Origin of the sequence: Pseudomonas sp. NPDC087697 (genome assembly GCF_044743155.1) — a bacterium.
In the GTDB taxonomy this organism is placed as follows: domain Bacteria; phylum Pseudomonadota; class Gammaproteobacteria; order Pseudomonadales; family Pseudomonadaceae; genus Aquipseudomonas.
Genome location: NZ_JBIUVW010000044.1, coordinates 19569 through 41395 on the forward strand (window position 1 = coordinate 19569; position 21827 = coordinate 41395).

18 protein-coding genes and 1 pseudogene are annotated in these 21827 nt (G+C 58.0%); 11 read left to right on the forward strand and 8 right to left on the reverse strand.

The window, feature by feature from the left end; all coding sequences use genetic code 11:
- Positions 1–221: 221 nt before the first annotated feature.
- Complete coding sequence (locus ACIPIN_RS23850) at positions 222–983, reverse strand: gamma-glutamyl-gamma-aminobutyrate hydrolase family protein (protein WP_401122936.1); 762 nt, start codon at positions 981–983, stop codon at positions 222–224.
- Between the two features lie 280 nt (positions 984–1263).
- Between ACIPIN_RS23850 and ACIPIN_RS23855 the strand changes: the two genes are divergently transcribed.
- From ACIPIN_RS23855 to ACIPIN_RS23885, 7 genes are all read left to right on the forward strand, one after another.
- Entirely contained in the window at positions 1264–2640 is a 1377-nt protein-coding gene (locus tag ACIPIN_RS23855) for a glutamine synthetase family protein (protein ID WP_401122938.1), read from the forward strand.
- A 149-nt stretch (positions 2641–2789) separates the two neighbouring features.
- The gene (locus tag ACIPIN_RS23860) at positions 2790–4280 is read left to right on the forward strand and encodes an aldehyde dehydrogenase (RefSeq protein WP_401122940.1); all 1491 of its coding nucleotides are present in this window, start codon (positions 2790–2792) and stop codon (positions 4278–4280) included.
- Positions 4281–4332: 52 nt separating this feature from the next.
- Positions 4333–5616 carry an NAD(P)/FAD-dependent oxidoreductase gene (locus ACIPIN_RS23865; RefSeq protein ID WP_401123003.1) on the forward strand — a complete coding sequence of 428 codons (1284 nt, stop codon included), beginning with the start codon at positions 4333–4335 and terminating at the stop codon, positions 5614–5616.
- A 357-nt stretch (positions 5617–5973) separates the two neighbouring features.
- Positions 5974–6522, forward strand: coding sequence for a cupin domain-containing protein (locus ACIPIN_RS23870; RefSeq protein WP_019689637.1), 549 nt, complete (start codon positions 5974–5976; stop codon positions 6520–6522).
- Positions 6523–6998: 476 nt separating this feature from the next.
- Complete coding sequence (locus ACIPIN_RS23875; protein ID WP_401122944.1) at positions 6999–7994, forward strand: L-tyrosine/L-tryptophan isonitrile synthase family protein; 996 nt, start codon at positions 6999–7001, stop codon at positions 7992–7994.
- Positions 7994–8710: an HAD family hydrolase gene (locus ACIPIN_RS23880; RefSeq protein WP_401122947.1), complete on the forward strand. Its 717-nt coding sequence runs from the start codon at positions 7994–7996 to the stop codon at positions 8708–8710. Before ACIPIN_RS23875 ends, ACIPIN_RS23880 begins: the two co-directional genes overlap by 1 nt.
- A gap of 27 nt (positions 8711–8737) precedes the next feature.
- Positions 8738–10498, forward strand: a complete 1761-nt coding sequence (locus tag ACIPIN_RS23885; RefSeq protein ID WP_401122950.1) for an L-tyrosine/L-tryptophan isonitrile synthase family protein — start codon at positions 8738–8740, stop codon at positions 10496–10498.
- Positions 10499–10564: 66 nt separating this feature from the next.
- On the opposite strand, the gene ACIPIN_RS23890 is transcribed toward ACIPIN_RS23885, so the two are convergent.
- Complete coding sequence (locus ACIPIN_RS23890; protein WP_401122951.1) at positions 10565–11473, reverse strand: alpha/beta fold hydrolase; 909 nt, start codon at positions 11471–11473, stop codon at positions 10565–10567.
- Positions 11474–11670: 197 nt separating this feature from the next.
- Between ACIPIN_RS23890 and ACIPIN_RS23895 the strand changes: the two are divergent.
- Positions 11671–12156: pseudogene (locus ACIPIN_RS23895) on the forward strand (cupin domain-containing protein).
- A 37-nt stretch (positions 12157–12193) separates the two neighbouring features.
- Complete coding sequence (locus ACIPIN_RS23900) at positions 12194–12673, forward strand: hypothetical protein (protein ID WP_401122954.1); 480 nt, start codon at positions 12194–12196, stop codon at positions 12671–12673.
- Between the two features lie 15 nt (positions 12674–12688).
- On the opposite strand, the gene ACIPIN_RS23905 is transcribed toward ACIPIN_RS23900, so the two are convergent.
- The 5 genes from ACIPIN_RS23905 to ACIPIN_RS23925 all read right to left on the reverse strand — a co-directional run bounded on the left by ACIPIN_RS23905 (position 12689) and on the right by ACIPIN_RS23925 (position 15876).
- A complete protein-coding gene (locus tag ACIPIN_RS23905) occupies positions 12689–13393 on the reverse strand; it encodes a DUF4225 domain-containing protein (RefSeq protein ID WP_401122956.1) in 705 nt (234 codons plus the stop codon).
- On the reverse strand, positions 13386–13886 hold the full coding sequence (locus ACIPIN_RS23910; protein ID WP_401122958.1) for an Hcp family type VI secretion system effector: 501 nt from the start codon (positions 13884–13886) through the stop codon (positions 13386–13388). Before ACIPIN_RS23910 ends, ACIPIN_RS23905 begins: the two co-directional genes overlap by 8 nt.
- A gap of 238 nt (positions 13887–14124) precedes the next feature.
- Positions 14125–14418: a fructose-bisphosphate aldolase gene (locus tag ACIPIN_RS23915; RefSeq protein WP_401122960.1), complete on the reverse strand. Its 294-nt coding sequence runs from the start codon at positions 14416–14418 to the stop codon at positions 14125–14127.
- A 467-nt stretch (positions 14419–14885) separates the two neighbouring features.
- Positions 14886–15209 (reverse strand): hypothetical protein, encoded by a 324-nt coding sequence (locus ACIPIN_RS23920; protein WP_401122961.1) that lies wholly within the window; start codon positions 15207–15209, stop codon positions 14886–14888.
- The gene (locus ACIPIN_RS23925) at positions 15184–15876 is read right to left on the reverse strand and encodes a hypothetical protein (RefSeq protein ID WP_401122963.1); all 693 of its coding nucleotides are present in this window, start codon (positions 15874–15876) and stop codon (positions 15184–15186) included. The genes ACIPIN_RS23920 and ACIPIN_RS23925 overlap by 26 nt, the downstream gene beginning before the upstream one ends.
- Positions 15877–16224: 348 nt before the next feature.
- Here ACIPIN_RS23925 and katG point away from each other — a divergent pair, with 348 nt between their 5' ends.
- Positions 16225–18459: a catalase/peroxidase HPI gene (gene katG / locus ACIPIN_RS23930; RefSeq protein WP_401122966.1), complete on the forward strand. Its 2235-nt coding sequence runs from the start codon at positions 16225–16227 to the stop codon at positions 18457–18459.
- A gap of 341 nt (positions 18460–18800) precedes the next feature.
- Here katG and ACIPIN_RS23935 read toward each other — a convergent pair whose 3' ends face one another.
- Positions 18801–20222, reverse strand: coding sequence for an aldehyde dehydrogenase family protein (locus tag ACIPIN_RS23935; RefSeq protein ID WP_401122969.1), 1422 nt, complete (start codon positions 20220–20222; stop codon positions 18801–18803).
- A gap of 100 nt (positions 20223–20322) precedes the next feature.
- On the opposite strand from ACIPIN_RS23935, the gene ACIPIN_RS23940 reads away from it, so the two are divergent.
- Entirely contained in the window at positions 20323–21279 is a 957-nt protein-coding gene (locus ACIPIN_RS23940) for a LysR substrate-binding domain-containing protein (RefSeq protein WP_401122971.1), read from the forward strand.
- Positions 21280–21827 lie beyond the last annotated feature (548 nt).

Below are 21827 nucleotides of genomic sequence, written 5' to 3' on the forward strand. Positions count from 1 at the left end.
GAAACTCCCAACAGGTGTCAGTCGTCGGGCCAATGCGGCCTGACGTAATAGTTGATTGCGAACCCGCACTGAGCAGGTCTATTCGGCGCCGCCTTCCTGGCTGCCGGGTGATGCTTTTTGTTCTAGCGTTTTGTTGTATTCGTGAAAGGCTGGCGCGCAAGGGCGCACCCGCCGGGCTCACGGGGGCAGTTAAATCGTTGAGTGCTGTTTGAGGTCGTCAGTCAGCGCGTATTACGCAGCGCCGCCCGTTGTCGGCACGCGTCGCCGAACGCCTGGAAAATACTCAAGTAGGGAGGGTTGGCCAGGACCTGCCATTCCGGGTGCCATTGCACGCCGAGGGCGAAGGCCTTGCTGTGTTCGACGGAGATAGCCTCGATCAGGCCATCGGGTGCGATGGCCTCGGCGCGCAGGCCGGGGGCAAGTCGGTCGATGCCTTGGCTGTGAATCGAATTGACCTGGAACACCTGCGGCAATTCCAGCGCTTCGAACACACCGCCCGGTTGCACGTTGACCGCATGCGCCGGTGCGTACTGCACCGCCAGATCCGGATGATCCGCTTCCCGGTGATCAAGCATGCCGGGCAGTTCGTGGACCTTCTGATGAAGGCTGCCACCGAACGCCACGTTCATTTCCTGAAAGCCGCGACAGATACCGAGCACCGGAACACCGGCAGCGATGGCTGCGCGTAATAGAGGAAGGGTCGTGGCATCCCGTTGCGGATCGTGATCCGTGCCGGGTGCACTGGCGGGGCCCTGGTAGTGGAACGGTTCCACATTGGAGGGCGAGCCGGTCAGCAGCAAACCGTCGAGATGCGCGAGCACCTCATCAATCTCGGTCAGATCGCCTAAGGAAGGAATGACCACCGGCAACCCCAAAGCCGCGACGCTGACAGCACGCAAGTACTTGTCGCCGCTGACGTGGTAGGGGTGCAGGCCAATCTGTTTGACGCACGCAGTAACGCCGATCAATGGCTTGAGTGCCATTTTTATCACCTCGAAGTTTCACACTTGAACGAGCTTTTCCGGAGCTTAGCCTCGTTGATTTTAATTAACAACTCTCATGTAAAAAATTCTAAACGCCGTACGTCCGATGTTCAGGATTTTTGCTCGCTCAAAAGCTGATGTGGCACTCATGTGCCCTAAAAAGGCCCGAAAAATAACGCTGAAAGGTCAAGTGTTCGCTATTGACTTCACTTTGCCTTTCGGATTGACTGGGCTCGTGAAAGTGCAGTGAACATAATAATTAACAGCTAATAGGTGCATCATGTCGGTCCCTCTGCGTGCCGTTCAACTCAACGAAGCAAACGCATTCCTTAAGAAATATCCTGAGGTTTTGTACGTCGACCTTCTGATTGCGGATATGAACGGTGTGGTGCGCGGCAAGCGCATCGAGCGCACCAGTCTTCATAAGGTTTACGAAAAAGGCATTAACCTCCCAGCCTCGCTGTTTGCCCTGGATATCAACGGCTCAACAGTGGAAAGCACAGGCCTGGGCCTGGATATCGGTGACTCTGACCGAATCTGCTACCCGATTCCCGGCACCCTGAGCATCGAGCCTTGGCAGAAGCGCCCCACCGCGCAACTGTTGATGACCATGCACGAACTCGAAGGCCAGCCGTTCTTCGCCGACCCGCGTGAAGTGTTGGCCAATGTGGTGCGCAAGTTCGACGACATGGGCCTGACCATCTGCGCCGCGTTCGAGCTGGAGTTCTACCTGATCGACCAGGACAACGTGAACGGTCGTCCACAGTCGCCACGCTCGCCGGTGTCCGGCAAGCGTCCGATGTCGACTCAGGTGTACCTGATCGACGATCTGGACGAATACGTCGACTGCCTGCAAGACATCCTCGAAGGCGCGAAAGAGCAGGGCATCCCTGCTGATGCCATCGTCAAGGAAAGTGCCCCGGCGCAGTTCGAAGTGAACCTGCATCACGTCTCCGACCCGATCAAGGCCTGCGACTACGCGGTACTGCTCAAGCGTCTGGTGAAGAACATCGCCTACGACCATGAAATGGACACCACCTTCATGGCCAAGCCTTATCCGGGCCAGGCGGGCAACGGTCTGCACGTCCACATTTCGATCCTTGATAAAGAAGGCAACAACATCTTTGCCAGCGAGGATCCCGAGCAGAACGCCGCACTGCGTCACGCGATCGGCGGTGTGCTCGAGACCCTGCCGGCGCAGATGGCGTTCCTCTGCCCGAACGTCAACTCGTACCGTCGTTTCGGCGCACAGTTCTACGTGCCGAACTCGCCGAGCTGGGGCATCGACAACCGCACCGTTGCGGTCCGTGTGCCAACCGGTTCTGCAGATGCCGTGCGCATCGAGCACCGTGTCGCTGGCGCCGATGCCAACCCGTACCTGCTGATGGCGTCGGTCCTGGCCGGTATTCACCATGGCCTGACCAACGAAATCGAGCCGGGCCCGCCGGTGGAAGGCAACAGCTACGAGCAGAACGAACAGAGCCTGCCGAACAACCTGCGCGATGCACTGCGTGAGCTGGACGACAGCGAAGTCATGGCCAAATACATCGACCCGCTGTACATCGACGTGTTCGTGGCGTGTAAGGAAAGCGAGCTGGCCGAGTTCGAGAATTCCATCTCGGACCTTGAGTACAACTGGTACCTGCACACGGTCTGATTGGCTGGTGAATAACCCCGTAGGAGCTGCCGAAGGCTGCGATCTTTTGACTTTGATTTTTACAGGCAAGATCAAAAGATCGCAGCCTTCGGCAGCTCCTACGGGTATCAGCCTGAAGATCACTTATTTCTCTGCGTCGAGTCACAACAATGACAAACACTCGCAGCGACTGGGAGCAACGCTTTCAGTCCCTAACACTAGAAGGTCGGGCATTCATTGACGGCCAATACTGCTCGGCACTTAGCCGCGACACGTTTGAATGCATGAGCCCGGTGGACGGCCGCTTTCTGGCGGCCGTCGCCAGCACCGACGAAGCCGACGCGAATGTGGCGGTGCAGGTTGCGCGCCGGGCGTTCGAGTCCGGCGTCTGGGCCAAACTGGCCCCGGCGGAGCGCAAGCGCATCCTGATTCGCTTCGCTGATCTGATTCTGGCGAACCAGGAAGAACTGGCGCTGCTGGAAACCCTCGACATGGGCAAGCCGATCAGCGACTCCATGGCCATCGACATTCCAGCGACCGCCAACGCGATCCGCTGGAGCGCCGAGGCGATCGACAAGATCTACGACGAAGTCGCGCCGACACCTCACGATCAGTTGGGCCTCATCACTCGCGAACCGGCGGGCGTGGTTGCGGCCATCGTGCCGTGGAACTTCCCGTTGATCATGGCCAGCTGGAAGTTCGCCCCGGCCCTGGCGGCGGGTAACTCGTTCATCCTCAAGCCTTCGGAAAAGTCACCGCTGACGGCGATTCGCATCGCCCAACTGGCGCTGGACGCGGGCATCCCGAAAGGCGTGTTCAACGTCCTGCCGGGCTTCGGTCACACCGTCGGCAAGGCGCTGGCGTTGCACATGGATGTCGACGTGCTGGCCTTCACCGGCTCGACCGCGATTGCCAAGCAACTGCTGATCTACGCCGGGCAAAGCAACATGAAACGCGTTTGGCTGGAAGCCGGTGGCAAGAGCCCGAACGTGGTGTTTGCCGACGCGCCGGATTTGCGCGCGGCAGCACAGGCAGCGGTCAGTGCGATTGCCTTCAACCAGGGGGAAGTCTGCACCGCAGGTTCGCGTTTGCTGGTCGAGCGTTCGATCCGCGAGCAGTTCATTCCACTGCTGGTGGAAACACTGCAAGCCTGGAAACCGGGGCATGCCCTTGATCCGGCAACGACGGTCGGCGCAGTCGTCGATCAGCGCCAACTGGAATCGGTGCTGCGCTACATCAGCATCGGCAAAGAGCAGGGCGCCAAACTGATTGCTGGCGGTAATCGCACCCTTGAAGACACCGGTGGCCTGTACGTGGAACCGGCGATTTTCGACGGTGTGACCAACGCCATGACCATCGCCCGGGAAGAAATCTTCGGCCCGGTGCTGTCGCTGATCACCTTCGACACGGCTGAAGAAGCACTGGCGATTGCCAACGACAGCATCTTCGGTCTGGCGGCCGGTGTCTGGACCAGCAACCTGAGCAAGGCCCACACCTTCGCTCGCGGCTTGCGCGCCGGCAGCGTCTGGGTCAACCAGTACGACGGCGGCGACATGACCGCGCCGTTTGGCGGGTTCAAGCAGTCGGGTAACGGTCGCGACAAGTCGCTGCATGCGTTCGACAAGTACACCGAGCTCAAGGCGACCTGGATCAAGCTCTAACATTTTCACAGCAGCGGTCGCAGGCATCAGCGTGCGACCGCTCGGGAATTCAATCATGCAAAAACATGTAAACAGCTACTACGCCGCGACCCGCAACGAGACTATCGATTTTCCGGTGCTCGAAGGACTGGTCGAGTGCGATGTCTGCGTCATTGGCGCGGGCTACACCGGTTTGTCGTCGGCCCTGTTTCTCAGTGAGGCGGGCTACAGCGTCACCGTGCTGGAAGCCGCCAAGGTCGGCTACGGCGCCAGCGGTCGCAACGGCGGTCAACTGGTCAACTCCTATAGCCGCGACGTCGATGTCATCGAACAGCGTTATGGCGACAAGACTGCCGAAGTCCTGGGCAGCATGATCTTTGAGGGCGCGGAAATCATCCGTTCGCGCATCAAGCAATACGACATCAAGTGCGACTACAAACCCGGCGGTATTTTCGCGGCGCTGAACAAGAAGCAGCTCAAAGGCCTGGCCGAGCAGAAAAGCAGCTGGGAGCGTTACGGTAACAAGAACCTGAAAATGCTCGACGCCAAGGACATCGCCAAAGAAGTCGGCTCGGACAACTACGTCGGCGGTCTGCTGGACATGCAGGGCGGCCACATCCACCCGCTGAACCTGGCGCTGGGTGAAGCCTCGGCCATCATCGGCCTGGGCGGCAAGATCTACGAGCAATCGGCGGCGGTGGAAATCACCTACGGCGAGCCGATCACCGTGCGCACCGCCAAAGGCGTGGTGCGGGCCAAGTACCTGCTGATCGCCGGTAACGCCTATTTGCCTCAGGACCTCGACAACCGCGTCACCCGCAAGAGCATGCCGTGCGGTTCGCAAATCGTGGTTACCGAGCCATTGTCGGCCAAAGTCGCCAAGAGCCTGATCACCAACAACTACTGCGTCGAAGACTGCAACTACCTGCTCGATTACTACCGCCTGACCGCCGACAACCGTCTGCTGTACGGTGGCGGTGTGGTCTACGGCGCGCGGGAGCCGGATGACATCGAGCAACTGATCAAGCCGAAAATCCTCAAGACCTTCCCGCAGCTCAAGGGCGTGAAGATCGACTACCGCTGGACCGGCAACTTCCTGCTGACCATGTCGCGCATGCCGCAGTTCGGTCGTATCGAGAAAAATGCCTATTACATGCAGGGCTACAGCGGCCACGGCGTGACCTGCTCGCACCTGGCCGGCAAGCTGATCTCGGAAATGATCCGTGGCGACGCCGAGCGCTTCGATGCCTTCGCCTCGTTGCCACACATGCCAATGTTCGGCGGCCGCACCTTCCAGGCCCCGCTCACCGCCATGGGCGCCGTGTATTACGCCATGCGTGACCGTTTCGGCATCTAGGTTGCACTACCGGCGGCCCCCCCAAAAAGGTGCTGCCGGCTAATTCAAGTCAGTTAAATGCAATCCATGTGGGAGCGAGCTTGCTCGCGATGAGGTCGGCACATTCAACATTGATGTCGCCTGACACACCGCCATCGCGAGCAAGCTCGCTCCCACAATTCCGCATCTGAACTGACCGGCAGCAGGGTCAACGGCCTTTTTATCCAGCCATTCATCGAAGCTGCTGAGCTACACGAACAAACGTGATTTAATAGCCGCCTTTCACGTTTCTGGGACAGGGAAGCGGTGTTTTTCGCGGCCAAAAGTCGCCCGCCATCCACCCCCATAACCCTTAAGTATTTCTCGCATAAGGCTGTCATGGACACGGGTTCTCGACTCAAATTAGTACGCGAAAGCTACAAACTGTCCCAGCGCGAGCTGGCCCGGCGTAGCGGCGTCACCAATGCCACCATCTCCCTGATCGAACAGAATCGCGTCAGTCCCTCCGTCAGTTCCCTGAAAAAGCTCCTCGAAAGCATTCCCATGTCTTTGGCGGACTTCTTCACCTTCGATCAACCGCCCCAAGAGCACAAATACGTGTTCCGTGCCAACGAGCAGCCCGACCTGGGCCGTGATGGGCTGCGGTTGTTGCTGATTGGCGCTTCGGTGCCGAGTCGGCAGATGCGGCTTTTGCGCGAGCAATACGCGCCTGGGGCCAGTTCTGGCGAAGAGCCGATTGTGCATGCGGAAGGCGAGGAGTGTGGGCTTGTTACCCGTGGCACTGTTGAGTTGACCGTGGATGGGCAGATTAGTGTACTGAATGCCGGGGATGGGTATTACTTTCCAACGACGCTGCCGCATCGGTTTCGGAATATTGGGGCGGATGAGGCGGAGATTATTAGTGCGAATACGCCGGCTAACTTCTGATGTGAAAGCGGCCTCGGTGGTTGCTTTCGAACCTGAACGTTTTCAAACAGCCTGAGCCGGACGCGGATGTTTCGTAACTCCGCTCCGAGATTGACAAGTTGGATCATCCAAAACACCATCAACCCATGACCTACACACGCCGCATAAACATGATGTGCTCCTCCATGACCACCTCAGGCGGGCCATGAGGTCATGCGTTCGTAGGATTTGACGTAATTACCCAAAGCCCCGCCAGAAATGGACGGGGCTTTTTAGTTCTCCGTCCACCGATGGTGAAAGGGCTTTTGTAGGCTAGGCAGGGGTTGATTACTTAACTGACGGCAGGCCCGGGAGGGAGGGGCTCGTGCAGGACGTAATATTCCTGATGGCTACGATTGACAAACTCTTACGACTTGTAGGAATTTAGCCGCCCGCAGGTAAGGCATATCTGCTGATGGCCAAAAAACGGCCGTTATTCACCACACAAGGGATTGTCTATGCAAGGTTCAAATACCGTTGCTCAACAGGCGGGCGGTCAGCTGGTGCATGCGCATCAGAACACCCCGCACATGAACATTGCCCAGCAAATCCTCGAATGTCTGTTTCGGCGTCGTAGTCTTGCCCCGGAACAAGATCATGAGCTTTCGTTGCAGGTGCTGGAACCCCATCTGGCGAAGGTAATGCAGGCGGTCGAGAGCGGTCGCAAGGTCGAAATGGTCTTGCCAGCCTTTCCCGGCAAGTCGCCCAGCCGCAAGAAAACCCTGAGCCATCTCCCTGATCTTGCTGAACACCATGCAATCGACGAGTTACACCGCCTGTGCGAGGAGATCCAGGAGATCTATGCGCCGGGCGCGCTGATTCATATCTGCTCCGATGGCTATGTGTTCTCTGACTTGGTGCATGTTCCCGATTCTGACGTCAAGGCTTACACCGACGCTATCCAGGACTACGCCGAACAGCTTTATCCCGGTACGTTCGCCCATTTCGACCTCAGGGATGCCTATCCTCAGCTTGAGTGTCTGGACGCCATGCGTGAGGAGATGATGATCGAGCACGGCCAGTCATTGGTCCTGTTGCAGCAGCGCTTCAAGGATGAACCGCACATGATGTTGATGTACTGCGGTATCCATCGCTTTCTTTCCGAGGATTACTCGGGGCTCAAGGTGTTCGCCGGCATGAGCCTGAATGCGGTGAAGAAGGTCGCCAAGCCGGCCTCCCAGCGGGTGATTCAGCGCAGTGAAGCCTGGAGCGCCCTGTTACTGGCGCGCTACCCGCATTGCCTGCGCCTGTCGATTCACCCGCAACTGGCGGTGTCGACGAAGATCGGTATCCGGCTGGTGCCAACCAGTGACCTGTGGCGTACTCCCTGGCATTCGGTAGCAATCAAGCGACGGGGTGTGGTCACCCTCGAAAAACGCAGTAATGTCGATGAGCGCTACCACCGTCTGGTGTTCCGCAAGGGGCGTCCTTGTCACTACGCCAGTGCTCAATGATGGCGTCTCGGTTGCGGGTCGAAGCCGTACTCTTCGATTTGGATGGAACCTTGGTGGACACCTTGCCTGACATCACCTGGTGCCTGAACCAGGTGTTACTCGAACACGGTTACCCGGCGCTGACTGCGCAAACATTGCGGGGGTATATCGGTGGCGGGACCACTGCGATGATTGAGCGGGTTGCCACGCAGTTTGGTATCGCTGATACGATCGCCCTGCACCAGCGCTATGTGACGCTATATCAGCACAACCTGGTTCAATTTTCCCGGCCATTCAGCGGTGTACTGGAATTGCTCGAAGGCTGCCGCCAGTTACAGCTGCCGTTGGCTATCGTGACCAACAAGGCCGAGGAAATGGCCTTGCAGGTTTCCAGAACATTGCTGCCGCAGAATGCTTTCGGGCCGATTCTGGGGCATCGCACGGGCAGGTCACTCAAGCCTCAGCCGGATGTGGCGTGGGAAGCCGCTCGGCGGTTGTCGGTTGATCCGCAACGCTGTTTGTTCGTCGGTGACACAGAGATCGACCTGAAAACTGCCCGTGCCGCAGGTATGTACTCGGCAGCGGTCACCTGGGGGTATGGCCTGACTCATACTTTGCAGGCTCAAGCTCCGAGCTTCTGCTGTGAGCAACCGGCCGGGTTGTTGCGCATTCTGCAGCAAGTCTGCGGGACAGCGCATGCGTTCACCGAGCATGGCGATACCGTCAAATCCTATTGATACACAAACCCTCAAGGAAGTTGTTCTATGGAACATAGAGACGCCTGGATCGCTGCCGTCAGCGATTTGCTGGCTGGTTATCTGCTCAAAGGCACGGATGATTGTTTCGAAACACAAGGCAGAGCACAACTGGCGCGCAGCCTGGGGCACTGCTTTGATCAAAACCTGCCAGTGCGTCTGGTACTGCCAGGTTTTCCCTGCAAGTCGCCAAACGCCAGTGACCAGACATTCGGCGTGCTGCCGGATTATGGTGAGGTGATGGCCATCGAGCGCCTCGACCAGCTCGGCCAAGCCATCGCCGCGTTACACGCACCGGGCTGTGTGGTGTCGATCCTCAGCGACGGGACGACGTTCAATGACATTGTTGGGGTGGCCGACGACGTTCGCGCGGCCTACAACCGGGCTTTGCGTGAACTGTGCACCACCCATACGATTCAGTGGGTCAGCATGGAAGACCTGTTCCCGCAGGCCCGTAGTGCCGAGGCGGTTCGCGCTAGCCTGGTCAAGCAGGCCCGTCTACCCTGGAAAAACCTTGGAGAACTGATCGAGCAGAGCCGGCACGATGAATCCCTCAGCCAGGCCCATGACAACCTCTGTAGTCATTTGTACAACGACCTGCGCCTGTGCCGTGAGGGCGGGCAGAGCGAGGACGAGTACCTGCAGCAAATCAACTTCAAAGCCTACCAGATGATGTTTCGCGGGCAGGCATTGAATGCGGCAGTGGATCGTTTCTTCGGCGATGACATTCGATTATCGGTCCATCAGTACAGCAATGCCGGGCCCAAATTTACCTTTGGGTTGGCTGAAGGGCTGACCCGTGTCGACAGCCCCTGGCATGCCGTGCCGGTGTGCAACATCGATGGTAGCCTGCGTCTTCGCGCACGGGCCCAGGTCGACCTCGACCACCATGTGCTGGTCACCTGGCAGGGGCGGCCATGGCTCTACCACCAAACAGAAAGCCCGCAGGCCCAAGGCTTCGAATACGAACTGCAAAAGCTTCCACTATTTGGCCTGGTGGTGCGAGACCCGCTGGGGCTGGGTTTCGAGCGACTGTCCACCGGCCTGCTGGAGGCACTGGTGGAAACCTTTGGTTTCGTCTGTCTCAAGGGCTGTCGCTTCGACGACCAGGACAGTTTTGCTCGCAGCTGCGAACGCTTTGGCACGCTGTACGAGTGGGCCTTCGGTGCCGTGCATGTGGTCAAGCCCGCGGACAAACCCCAAGGCGTGGTGCACTCGCTGGAGAAAACGCCTTTGCACTGGGACCTGAATATGCTGCCCGACAGCGACGCACAGGTTCAGCGCAATCCGAAATTCTGCGCCAGCAAATTCATGCTGTATTGCAAGATAGCGCCGCAGCCGGGCGAGGGTCAGACCACCATCGTCGACAGCCGAAACGTGCTGCGAAAAGTCGGGCAGCAAGTCGCCCGACAATGGCAGGCCGTGAACATCACCTACTACACCAAGATGACCTACTTCGGTGGTTCGCCGCGCATGTACAGCCTGGTGGATCATAACCCCCGTAGCGGCGAACTCATCCTGCGTTACCAAGAGGGTACCGACTCGGCATTGCAGACCCTGAGCCAGTCTGTGCAGGACCATGACGAGGAGGCCCAGCAGGCGCTGCTTGAACAGGTCAACGCGCTGGTTTATGACCCGGACTGCCTGATCGCCCATCAATGGAGCGAAGGTGATCTGGTGCTGGTCGACAACTATCGGACGCTGCACGGCCGACTGCCAATGTCGGCGGCTTCCTCCTCGCGGGAGCTGTGGCGGGTGCAGGTTTACTAACCGCTATCGTCTGGCAGGCCCTGGAGACAGGGCCTTGCAAGAAATTCCCTTCGAGATTTCTTCCCATCACTGCGCAATGAAGTCTCGAACCGCTCGAATAGTCTGCGTTGGCGCTTCTTCCATCAGCCAATGTCCTGCCCCCGGAATCACCACTTCCGTGACCTTGTCCGCTGCGTTGCGCATCACGATTGCTTCATTGGCTCCAAAGGATTTTTCACCCCCAATGGCCAACACCGGCATCGTCAGCCGCGTCGCCATCGACGCTTTGTTGTCCACCTCATCCTGACGAATGCTGCGGAACTGGGCGAAGGCTGCCCGCATGGCGCCGGGGCGGGCATAGAGTTTGGCGTAATGCTGACGGGTTGCTTCATCCACCTTGGCGGGATCGCCCGCGAACTCGTTCCAGAACCGATCCAGGTAAATTCGCTCACGACCGGCCACCAGGCGTTCAGCATCCGGCCCGCCGAAGTCGAAGTGCCAAAGCATCGGGGAGCGGACAATCTCGTTCCAGGGCGGAATGCCCGGCACGGGCGCATCCATTACCACCAGACGATCGGTACGCTGCGGATAACGCGTGGCATAGGCGAAGGCGACCATGGTGCCGATGTCGTGGCCGATGACCACCGAGTGTTCGATACCCAGGGCTGCCAACACCGCACGGATGTCGCCCGCCTGGGTCTTCTTGTCGTAGCCGCCGTCCGGGATCGACGACAAGCCCATGCCGCGAAGGTCCGGCACCACGACCGTGTGATCCCGGGCCAGATCGGCGGCCAATGGCGCCCACATATCGCCGGTATCGCCAAAACCATGCAACAGCACCACGGCCGGCCCCTTGCCGCCGACGCGCACATGGAGTGTGACGCCTTCTACAGGGATGTCCTGAGTGCGAAAGGACGCAGGAAATGGCGTCACCTGAGCATGTGCCGGGATGCTTAGAGCAAGCAGCATAAAAGCGGTCAACAGGACGCGAATCATGGCGGTGTCTCCAGACGTGCGCGTGGAAGGGGCCCCGAGCCAATGTACGTGTCGCTTGGCGGCGAGAGTTGACCGCGCAACGAGATGCACATAATCGACATGCCCCATCACCAGCAAGCCGCTACGCCCAAAATGGCGAGCCGTCTGAAGCACGATAAGTCCCGATCGGATGAGCTTAGACCGTTTGGCTGTGATTGATGGTCGTCATCCTGACCCGGCGTAGCGGCGTCACCAATGCCACATCTCCCTGATCGAACAGAATCGCGTCGGTCCTTCCGTTAGTTCCCTCAAGAAACTGTTTGAAGGCATTTCTATGTCTTTGGCGGACTTTTTTACCTTTGATCAACCGCCTCGCGAATATCAGTACGTGTTTCGTGCCAATGAACAGCCGGATCTCGGGCGTCTTGGGTTGCGGTTGTTGCTGATTGGGGCTTCGGTACCGAGTCGGCAGATGCGGCTTTTGAGGGAGCAGTACGTCTGGCAAACAGCCTATCGTGCATGCGGAAGGGGAGGCGTGTGGGCTCGTTACCCGTGGCACGGTTGAGTTGACCGTGGATGGGCAGATTAGTGTGCTGAATGCCGGGGATGGGTATTACTTTCCGACGACGCCGCCGCATCGGTTTCGGAATATTGGGGCGGATGAGGCTGAAATCATCAGTGCCAACACTCTGGCGAACTTTTGATTTAGTAGATGTTTCAGTGCTTCCATCGATCTGAAGCATGGCTATAATGATTTCAAATGTTGTAGCCATGATGGATCATGTATTTATGAATTTTAGCAATGCTCGCTATTATATTTGGGTGTGTTCTCTTGTCTTGGGCTCTGCCGGATTTTATACCGTAATAATTGTTGGGGGGATAAAGCAAGTAATACCCTTGGAGGGCAGCTATTTGCGAGTAACCTGCATTGTTATATATATGGTTATTAGTTTCTTAGGTTTGCGTTTTTATGTCCCTAGGCTGCGTAATGTGTGGCTTGGCGGGATGATGGAAGAAAAGTATATTAGTTTGCGCGGTTCTTGGGTTGGTATTGTCATTGGAGCCGTAACTGGGACCATGATTTTTATGCCTCAGGTGAAGAGAATTGAGCTATTAGATGGTGCGCCTTATTTGTTGATTGTGGCTGTTGTGTTCCTTGTTTTTACGTTAATCTTTGCCTTCTTGAGTTTTTATGCTGGGCGGTCACGGTGTAGGCGATGAATGAGTTGTTCGCGCTCATGGTTGCTTATTTTCAATTGCTACGTTGCTCTCGTTTATCATTGTTTTGATTGTGATAGCGTCGACTAACGCTTCGAAAGCTAAAGCGAGCCTCCCCATTTGTTTGTAGGCCATTTCATAGTTGATAGGGTCGCGGTTAAATAACTGCATCGAGTCGGGCTTTCGAACAAGCTTTGATAAGCCATTTATAGATAAGTACACGTCCATGGAGTAGTAGGTCATATTGCCCTCGTAAATGCTTCCAAGTCGGTCCTGATAAAACTCTCGAACGGGTCCAACCACCCCGGGTGCGCCAGGGCCATTGTAGATATTGCCGGCGCCTTCATAGATGTTATTGAATCCATGCGCGATTAAAGGTATTCCAGGTACTACGGCCAAACCTCTTGTGCTCCCTAAAACGGTGGCGCCAGCCTCAATCTGCATGGCCCCCGCCACCATCCCAGCGCCGTTTTGAGCATAAAAAAGCGCCTTGGACGATAACTCAGCGTATTCCTCTCGGATCTTTTGTATCCCCTGCCACGCACTGATGATACCTTCATCAACCGCTTGGATAATCTCATTAGCATAAGATGAAACAATCGAGCTAAATTGAAGCTGCAAAAAACTATCGTACAGCTGCGTAGCACCGATAGAGCACCCGAACGCAACAAGATCGGATGCGGCTTTAGTTACGTCATGAATATCGCAGGTTGTATCATTCATCCTCGTTGCCCCAAGTGCTATAAGCGCTTGTGCCTGCCTGAATATGTGTCCAACTAATATCTCGATAGCGAATGGATACCAGTTCTTGCGGTTGTGCATCGCTCATGTGAATGGAGTGGGGGACTTGTAGGCTGATATGTGCAATTTTCGCCCCCGTGAGCCGTATTGAATAATATTTATCCTGGCCGCCAGCAGGCGAGGTTCGATATAGATTGATAATGCACTCCACTTCTTCGCGCTCATGGAGGGCACTTGCCAGTAATGGTGACGATTTGTCGATGTTCTTGGTAATCATAATAGGCAGGTGTTTTCCGCGGCCACCTGAAACTCCACCGTCATTGCCCGTAATCATGTTGTGCGAGTAAGCCAAAATCATGATTTCGTCTTCATGACCAATCTGACATTTGTTACCGATAGAGCTTAAGCTGGAGCAGCCGGCGGAAATCAAGCCTTGTCGTTTTCCGGTAATGCTCATGTAACCGTGGTTAGCCATACGTGTTGCTCCTTTAATTAGCCGATCACTCTATTCCGAGTGTTACAGGCATTCTGTCGGGAGTGTTTTAGTTTTTGTTTCGGTGGCTCAGCGTCTGAGGCATTTCAGATGTTTCTTACAGTGAGTTAAGAAGTTAGAGGCCGAAGAATCCTACATGCACAACAGGGTGTATTTATTTTGCGAAGTATTCTTCGGCCAAAACCCCGCAGCAACGCGGGGGTTGGTGGCTGAAATTTACTCACTGCCCCTTAGGCGTATCAAACCCACGCTGTTCAATCACCCCAAACACATCGGCAACATCCTGGACCAGGATCCGGGCGATGTTGGTGACGGTGTTGATGTCGTTCTCGGCGTAGTCGGGGAGGCTGGTGCAGGCCATCAGGTTGAGGTATTTGAGGACGGCGTTGAGGCGTTCGCTGACGCAGTTGTGGAGTTCGCGTAGCGGGGCGTCGCTGTCGATGTGCAGGACTGGGTTGTCGGTGGCAAATTGGGACATGGGGGTGAAGCGGTGGGGCGGATTGTTCGTGGTCATAAGGGTGAACTCTTCAAAGGATAATGAAGTGCCACCATTCTGCTGCGAAACAAATGGGTGGCAGCTATGTGCGGGTTCGCAGACCGGAGAAGAGTCAAACCGGCAGACCCGAGGGTCTCCCACACACACAGCCGCCATAAAACGTAACGGCGGCAAATTTTGCCACAGTTGTCATTTAGCGGTGTGTGTCATCTTCTGTAGGGCTGCGAAACCCTATCGCTAACAGCTGTCAGCGACGGATCGAATATAGGCGTCGGTTTTTGGCGCCGCAACCGGGGGGTAGGACGCTGCGCGGCCATTGTGGCGATGTGGTTTGTCCATGTTCGGCGGTGTATTTACCGTAAACCGGGCGCTGCGGAGTGTCTGAGGAAATTGGGTGCCAGGGCTTGGGCCTGCTTCGCAGCCCAACGGGGGCAAGCCCCCTCGCCACGGTGGGTGGATTCCTACAAGAGTTTCGGAGCTGAAGATCAAAAGATCGTCCGAACGCGGCCCGAGCCTTCGGCAGCTCCTACGCCGGTCGGGTAGGGGTTTGGATTTTGGGGGGCTTGGATTTGGGGGCAGACCACGATTTCAACGGTTTTTGAAATCGTGGTCTGTTCCGGTATTTCCGTTAAGGAAAAAGCGACTGTGGATTTATTCAGGAGGGTGGCCGCTATCGACCCACAGTGGCCCGAATGGGAAACAACCCAGTCAGCGACCGGCACCGAAGACACCGTTTGATGACTGACAATGGCATGGGGGCGCTTGTAGGCGCCCATTATTTTTTCAGGATTGAGCTGATGGACCGTCATTGTCAGTTCGGTCAGACGATTGCTGGGCCTTGCTGAAAAGTAGCTTCGAGTGGGCTGCAGTCCACTGCCTATTGCGTCGCGTGTCGAGGGTTGCCAGGTCATTAGTGAGCCGCGTAGGTGACTCCCCGGTGACTTGGCACAGCAGCGCTGTTATAGCTTCCCCGTTAACCGTGCCGTGCTCTTGCAGAAGATCCGCCACAGCGGTGACAGCGGGCCAGTAACGACGCACCAGACAGCTGGAGCGGGCGATTGCCTGGGATTCGGCGTCGAGTAGCTTTCGTGCGGGCAGCAAACTTATCAATTCGTAACCCCGGCGCCGGTCACCCCAGCCGCTGCCGCTGATGAATTTGTCAGATTTGGTGTGCCTGTAGACTGCTTCGGCCACGGGGCCGGCGAAGCAATGGAGAAGGTCGCGTTCAATAGACTCGACCATAGAGGGCAGGTATTCAGCAATCCCGGGGGCGTCGAAGGATGGGTGCTGGACAAAGTAATCAGCCTCTACCAACCCCTCTACGTTTTGCGGGTTGCCGCGCAGATCAATCATTGGGCCGGTGAAGGCTTCTGTCCAGGTGCGCACAGTGACGCGCTCTATGTGCTGATCATTCCACCAAAAGGCCAGGGCGTGGCCAGCTTCGTGGATGGCCGTGCGGCGCGGGCGCTTATTCATGGTCTGGCCCTCTCCTGTGCATGTGGATGTCACGTATCAGGTCTTAGGTGTCAGGTAAAAGACTAGGCCTATCAGGACCTGATACGCCACCTATTAGCTGACTGCTTTATAGGGGTCTAACCTGAACGGAGCGCTGGTGAAAACTGGCCGGTTGAGACCTGATAAGAGATACGAATAAGTCAGAAGCGTACTAGGCTTGCCGTGGGCCACCGTGCTGGCAACTCGATTGCCGCTATCCGGATTGCCCGTGTGACCACGATGATCAATTGATCGAATTGTTGGCCCTGCAGCTTATGTCATTGATTTCGCTCGTCGCTATTGCGCGCCCACGCCGGGCCGGATAGCCGGATGAACACGACCAAAGGTAGCTCACACATGGCAACTGAATCGAAATGCCCGTTCAATCACGCCGCCGCGGGCGGTGGCCCGTCGAACCGCGACTGGTGGCCAAACCAACTCAATCTGAAGATCCTGCACCAGCACTCGTCCCTGTCCGATCCCATGGACGAGGGCTTCAACTACGCCGAAGCGTTCAAAAAACTGGACTTTGCGGCGCTCAAGAAAGACCTGCATGCGCTGATGACCGATTCGCAAGACTGGTGGCCTGCGGACTTCGGTCACTATGGACCGTTCTTTATTCGCATGGCCTGGCACGCCGCAGGCACGTACCGCACCGGTGACGGGCGTGGTGGTGCCGGCTCCGGTCAGCAACGCTTCGCGCCGCTCAACAGTTGGCCGGATAACGTCAGCCTCGACAAGGCGCGCCGACTGCTCTGGCCGATCAAGCAAAAGTATGGTCGTAACATCTCCTGGGCCGATCTGATCGTCCTCACCGGCAACGTCGCGCTGGAGTCCATGGGCTTCAAGACCTTTGGTTTTTCCGGAGGTCGTCCGGACGTCTGGGGCCCGGATCAGGACGTCTACTGGGGCTCCGAAAAAACCTGGCTGGGGGGCGACGTGCGCTATGGCAAAGATGAGAGCCCTACTGTCCAGGAGCGCAACCTGGAGAAACCGCTCGCTGCGGTGCAAATGGGCCTGATCTACGTCAACCCGGAAGGCCCGGAGGGCAACCCGGACCCGGTCGCTGCTGCGGTGGATATCCGCGAAACCTTCGCTCGCATGGCGATGAATGACGAAGAAACCGTGGCACTGATCGCCGGCGGCCACGCCTTCGGCAAGACCCACGGCGCCGGGCCTGTAACCAATGTGGGCGCCGACCCCGAAGCCGCTGGCCTCGAAGAGCAGGGCCTGGGCTGGAAGAGCAGCTTCGGCACTGGAAAAGGTGGCGACACGATCGCCAGCGGCCTGGAAGTGACCTGGACCACGACACCCACGAAGTGGAGCAACAATTACCTGGAGAACCTGTTCGGCTTCGAGTGGGAGCTGACCAAGAGCCCGGCGGGTGCGAACCAGTGGACGGCGAAAAACGGCGCCGGCGCGGGCATCATTCCGGATGCTCACGACCCGTCCAGGCGGCGTAATCCAACCATGCTGACCACGGACCTGTCCCTGCGATTCGACCCGATCTATGAAAAGATTTCGCGGCGCTTCCTGGCGAATCCCGATCAGTTGGCCGACGCGTTCGCCCGCGCCTGGTTCAAGCTGATCCACCGCGACATGGGGCCGCTCTCGCGCTACCTCGGCCCGGAAATGCCCAACGAAAAACTCCTGTGGCAAGACCCCATCCCGGCGGTCGACCATGCCCAAGTCAACGACAGTGACATTGTCTCACTCAAGAGCAAGCTTCAGTCCTGTGGCCTGACAGTCTCGCAGCTTGTATCAACTGCCTGGGCGGCGGCTTCCACCTTCCGTGGCTCCGACAAGCGTGGTGGCGCCAACGGTGGGCGCCTGCGCCTGGCCCCGCAGAAGGACTGGCCGGCCAACCAGCCTGGGCAACTGGCGAGCGTGCTGGCGACCCTCGAGAAGATTCAGAGCGAGTTCAACAGCGCGCAGACTGGCGGCAAGAAGATCTCGCTGGCGGATCTGATCGTGCTGGCCGGTAGCGCTGGCGTCGAACAGGCGGCGAAAAATGCCGGTCACACCGTCACGGTGCCTTTCACTCCGGGGCGGATGGACGCGAGCCAGGAACAGACGGATGTCGAGTCTTTCGGGTTTCTCGAACCCATCGCCGATGGCTTCCGTAACTACCTCAAGACCCGTTACCGCGTACCGGCCGAGGCATTACTGATCGACAAGGCGCAACTACTGACACTCACTGCACCAGAAATGACGGTGCTCATTGGCGGCCTGCGCGTGCTCAATACCAACGTCGGACAAACCCGGCACGGGGTCTTCACCAAACGACCTGAAGCGTTGACCAACGACTTCTTCACCAACCTGCTCGACATGGGTGTGGAATGGAAGCCGGTCTCGGACGCCAATGAAGAGTTTGAAGGACGCGATCGCAAAAACGGCGACCTCAAATGGACAGGCACTCGTGTCGATCTCGTCTTTGGCTCGAATGCGCAGTTGAGGGCGTTGGCTGAGGTCTATGCAAGCAGCGACGCGAAGGAGAAGTTCGTGAAAGACTTCGTAGCGGCCTGGACCAAGGTAATGAACCTCGATCGCTTCGACCTCAGGTGACGCGAACGTTGGACCCTGGGTCTTGAAGGGGGCCACCTTCACCTGATCGCTCAGGTTCGGGGGCTCCAGGGAGGTTGCCAAGAGTAGATGCATTCCATTCGGTGTTTCTGAAAACCCGCAACGCCTCCCTGTGTGGAGGCGTTGGGCTTTTTGCTCGCCCAAAGACGCGGGGCTCGGTGACCGGTCGGCCAGCGGACTTTGATGGTCAGGATATTCCTGAACCTAGACGCCATAACGGTCCGGAGGTCAAGGCGGTCGAAGCCGCTTTCTGATGGACTGGCAACGTGCGCGATACCGTGTCTCGCTTCGTCCGGTCCAGAGACCGCCCGGCGGGCATTCGTTCACAAGACGCCAAGCAGCGCCTTCGGCTCGAGAAACGCCTCAAGCCCGAACGTTCCGCACTCGCGGCCGATACCCGATTGCTTGAACCCGCCGAAGGGTGCAGCCGGTTCGTGCGCGAGTGTGTTGACAAGCACGCGTCCCGCTTCGATTTGCGAGGCCACTGCGCTTGCTCGACCTGCATCGGATGAGCATATGTAGGCTTGCAGGCCGTAGGGCGTATCGTTGGCAATCGCGATTGCGTCCTCCGTATCGCGGTACGCGATGATCGAGAGCACCGGACCGAATATTTCCTCACGCGCGATGGTCATATCGTTCGTCACATGGCTGAAGACGGTAGGGCGTACGAACCAGCCGCTGTTGACGCCGTGTGGACGCCCCTCACCACCGGCGATCAGGCGCGCGCCTTCGTCGATGCCGATGCGGATATAACGCTGCACTCGGTCCCATTGTTTCTGGCTCACCATCGGGCCGATACTCGTGCGCGGGTCGCGCGGGTCGCCGGACTGAATGTCTGCGACTGCGTCCACGATTTTCTTCTCGAACTCTGAGAGCCGCGCCTGCGGCACCAGAATGCGCGTGCCAGCAATGCACGCCTGCCCGCTGTTCAAGAAGCCCGCCTGAAGCGAAAACGGCACGGCTTCGTCGAAGTTCGCGTCGTCGAGCACGATCACGGGGGACTTGCCGCCGAGCTCCAGCGTCACGCGCTTAAGCGTCTCCGCGGCAGTGCGCAGAATCGTCTTGCCGACTGCCGTTGATCCTGTGAACGATAGCTTGGCGACGTCGGGGTGCGAACTGATCTGCGCGCCTACCGTTTCGCCACGTCCCGTGACGATGTTGAACACCCCCGGTGGGAGCCCCGCTTCATGCAGCGCCTCAGTGATGACTCGTGTCTGAATGGCGCTCATCTCGCTTGGCTTGACCACGGCTGTGCAGCCGGCGGCCAGCGCCGCCGCGAGCTTGCCGCAAATAAAGCCCGCGTCGCTATTCCAAGGCGTAATCAGTCCGGCGACGCCGAGTGGCTGCATCACCACTTCGGCGGACCCGGCGCGGCGGACAAACGCGTAGTCTTCAAGCACCTTCGCCGCTTCCAGCAGCACATTGCTCGCGTGTTGGGCCATCCAGCGGCCGCGCGACACAGGTGCGCCATATTCCTCAACAATGGCTTCGAAAAGCTCGTTCTCTTTCGCGACCACAGCCGCATGCATGCGCTTGAGCATATCAACGCGCTCGAACTTGTCCGTACGGGAGAACGTTGGGAATGCCCGCTTCGCCGCAGCGATGGCGGCGCACGCGTCCTCGGCGTCGGCAAGGCGCACGCGGCCAATTACTTGCTCGGTAGACGGATTGACGAGGTCGAAGAACTCGCTGCCATGCGGCGTGACGAATGCGCCGTCGATGTAGATTTTGTCGATGATTTGCATGGTTGGTCCGAAAAAATGTGGTCAGAGGAACAAGATAGATCGTCGCCATTGCACTGACTAGCCGTACAATTGAGGATGACCTGTTGAAGGATTTAGGACAATGAGGACATCCGGCCTGAGCGAACTGGAAGCCGTTCTGGCCGTCGCGCGCCATCGCAGTTTCCGCGCCGCAGCAAACGAAATTAACGTGTCGACGTCCGCGCTTAGTCACGCGGTCGCGGCGCTCGAAGCGCGTATCGGTGTGCGGCTCTTCAATCGTACGACCCGCAGCGTGTCGCTGTCGGAAGCTGGAGCGCAATTCGTGAACAGCATCGCGCCCGCTCTGTCGACCATTCATGCCGCGCTCGAGCAGGCCGGCAGCTTCCGCGACACGCCGTCGGGCACATTGCGGATCAATACGTCAGTGGGTGCGGCGAATCAGGTGATGCCGGCCTTTATCGCATTCCTGCAGCGCTATCCCGAGATGAAGCTCGACATCGTCACTGAAGGGCGGCTGATCGATATCGTGGTCGAAGGGTTCGACGCGGGCATCCGGCTGATGGGAAGCGTGCCGCAGGACATGATCGCGGTGCCTTTTGGCGACAGGCAGCGGTTTGCCGTCGTTGGCAGCCCCGCGTATTTTGCGCAGCAAAAGCCGCCGCACGCGCCCGTGGACCTCAGTGCGCACCGGTGCATCCGCAGCCGGATGCCGAGCGGGTCAATCTATCAGTGGGAATTCCAACGGCACGGCGAGACGGTGCGCATCGACGGTGACGGCGCGCTGACGCTGGACGAGCCGGGGTTGATGCTGGCGGCGGCACGCGCAGGCCTAGGTCTCGCGTATTTGACCGAATGGCACGTCAACGCGGATCTGGAGGCCGGCACGCTTGTGCGGGTGCTTGAAGACTGGACGCCGCCGCTAGACGGGCTATGCCTGTACTATCCGGGCCGGCATCATGTGCCAGCGGGACTACGCGCACTGACCGACATTATTCGCGAATACGCTGACGCGAACCGCGAGCGCGTGGCGGGGAAGAGGAATCGTCGCTCGCCGCCGGAGCATGGCACGCGGCGCTGATGCGCTAACTTCGCGCTTTGGCGTACTGCTCGAACGACCGCTCGAGACGCAACATCGGACACCGGTGTGTCCTCGACGAATGGCTGGGATTGGCCCATGCGAAAAACGATTGAACGACATTGCCGCGGCTTCTGGGTCGGCAGGCTGTATCCCGGTAATACCGCGTTTGCCTGACTCTCGAAACACCTAGTCCCTGGCGAGCTGTCACTCAGTCTGAAATCAGCGCTTTTTCAGAGCATATGGCGCTTGGCGCACTGAGTTGAAGCATGCGGGGGTTGTGCACTAAAGCAGACAGCATGCCGTTCTCTGCAGAATATCCGCTGATCAGTACTGATGCTTAGCCTGCTTGGGACTTGGCGTGGTATTTGCTGTCAAATCGCCATCTGAATGTCGCAGTTGGAGAGGCAGATGTCGCTTTCAAGTAATTCCATGCGGTTGTCCCTTAGCGAGAGGCGCTGGTTACCGTGGTTCGGCAAAACTGGAAAACTTGCGATGGGTTGGTCATGCCGACTCAATCAGTCGGCTTACCGGGTGATCGAACAAACCTT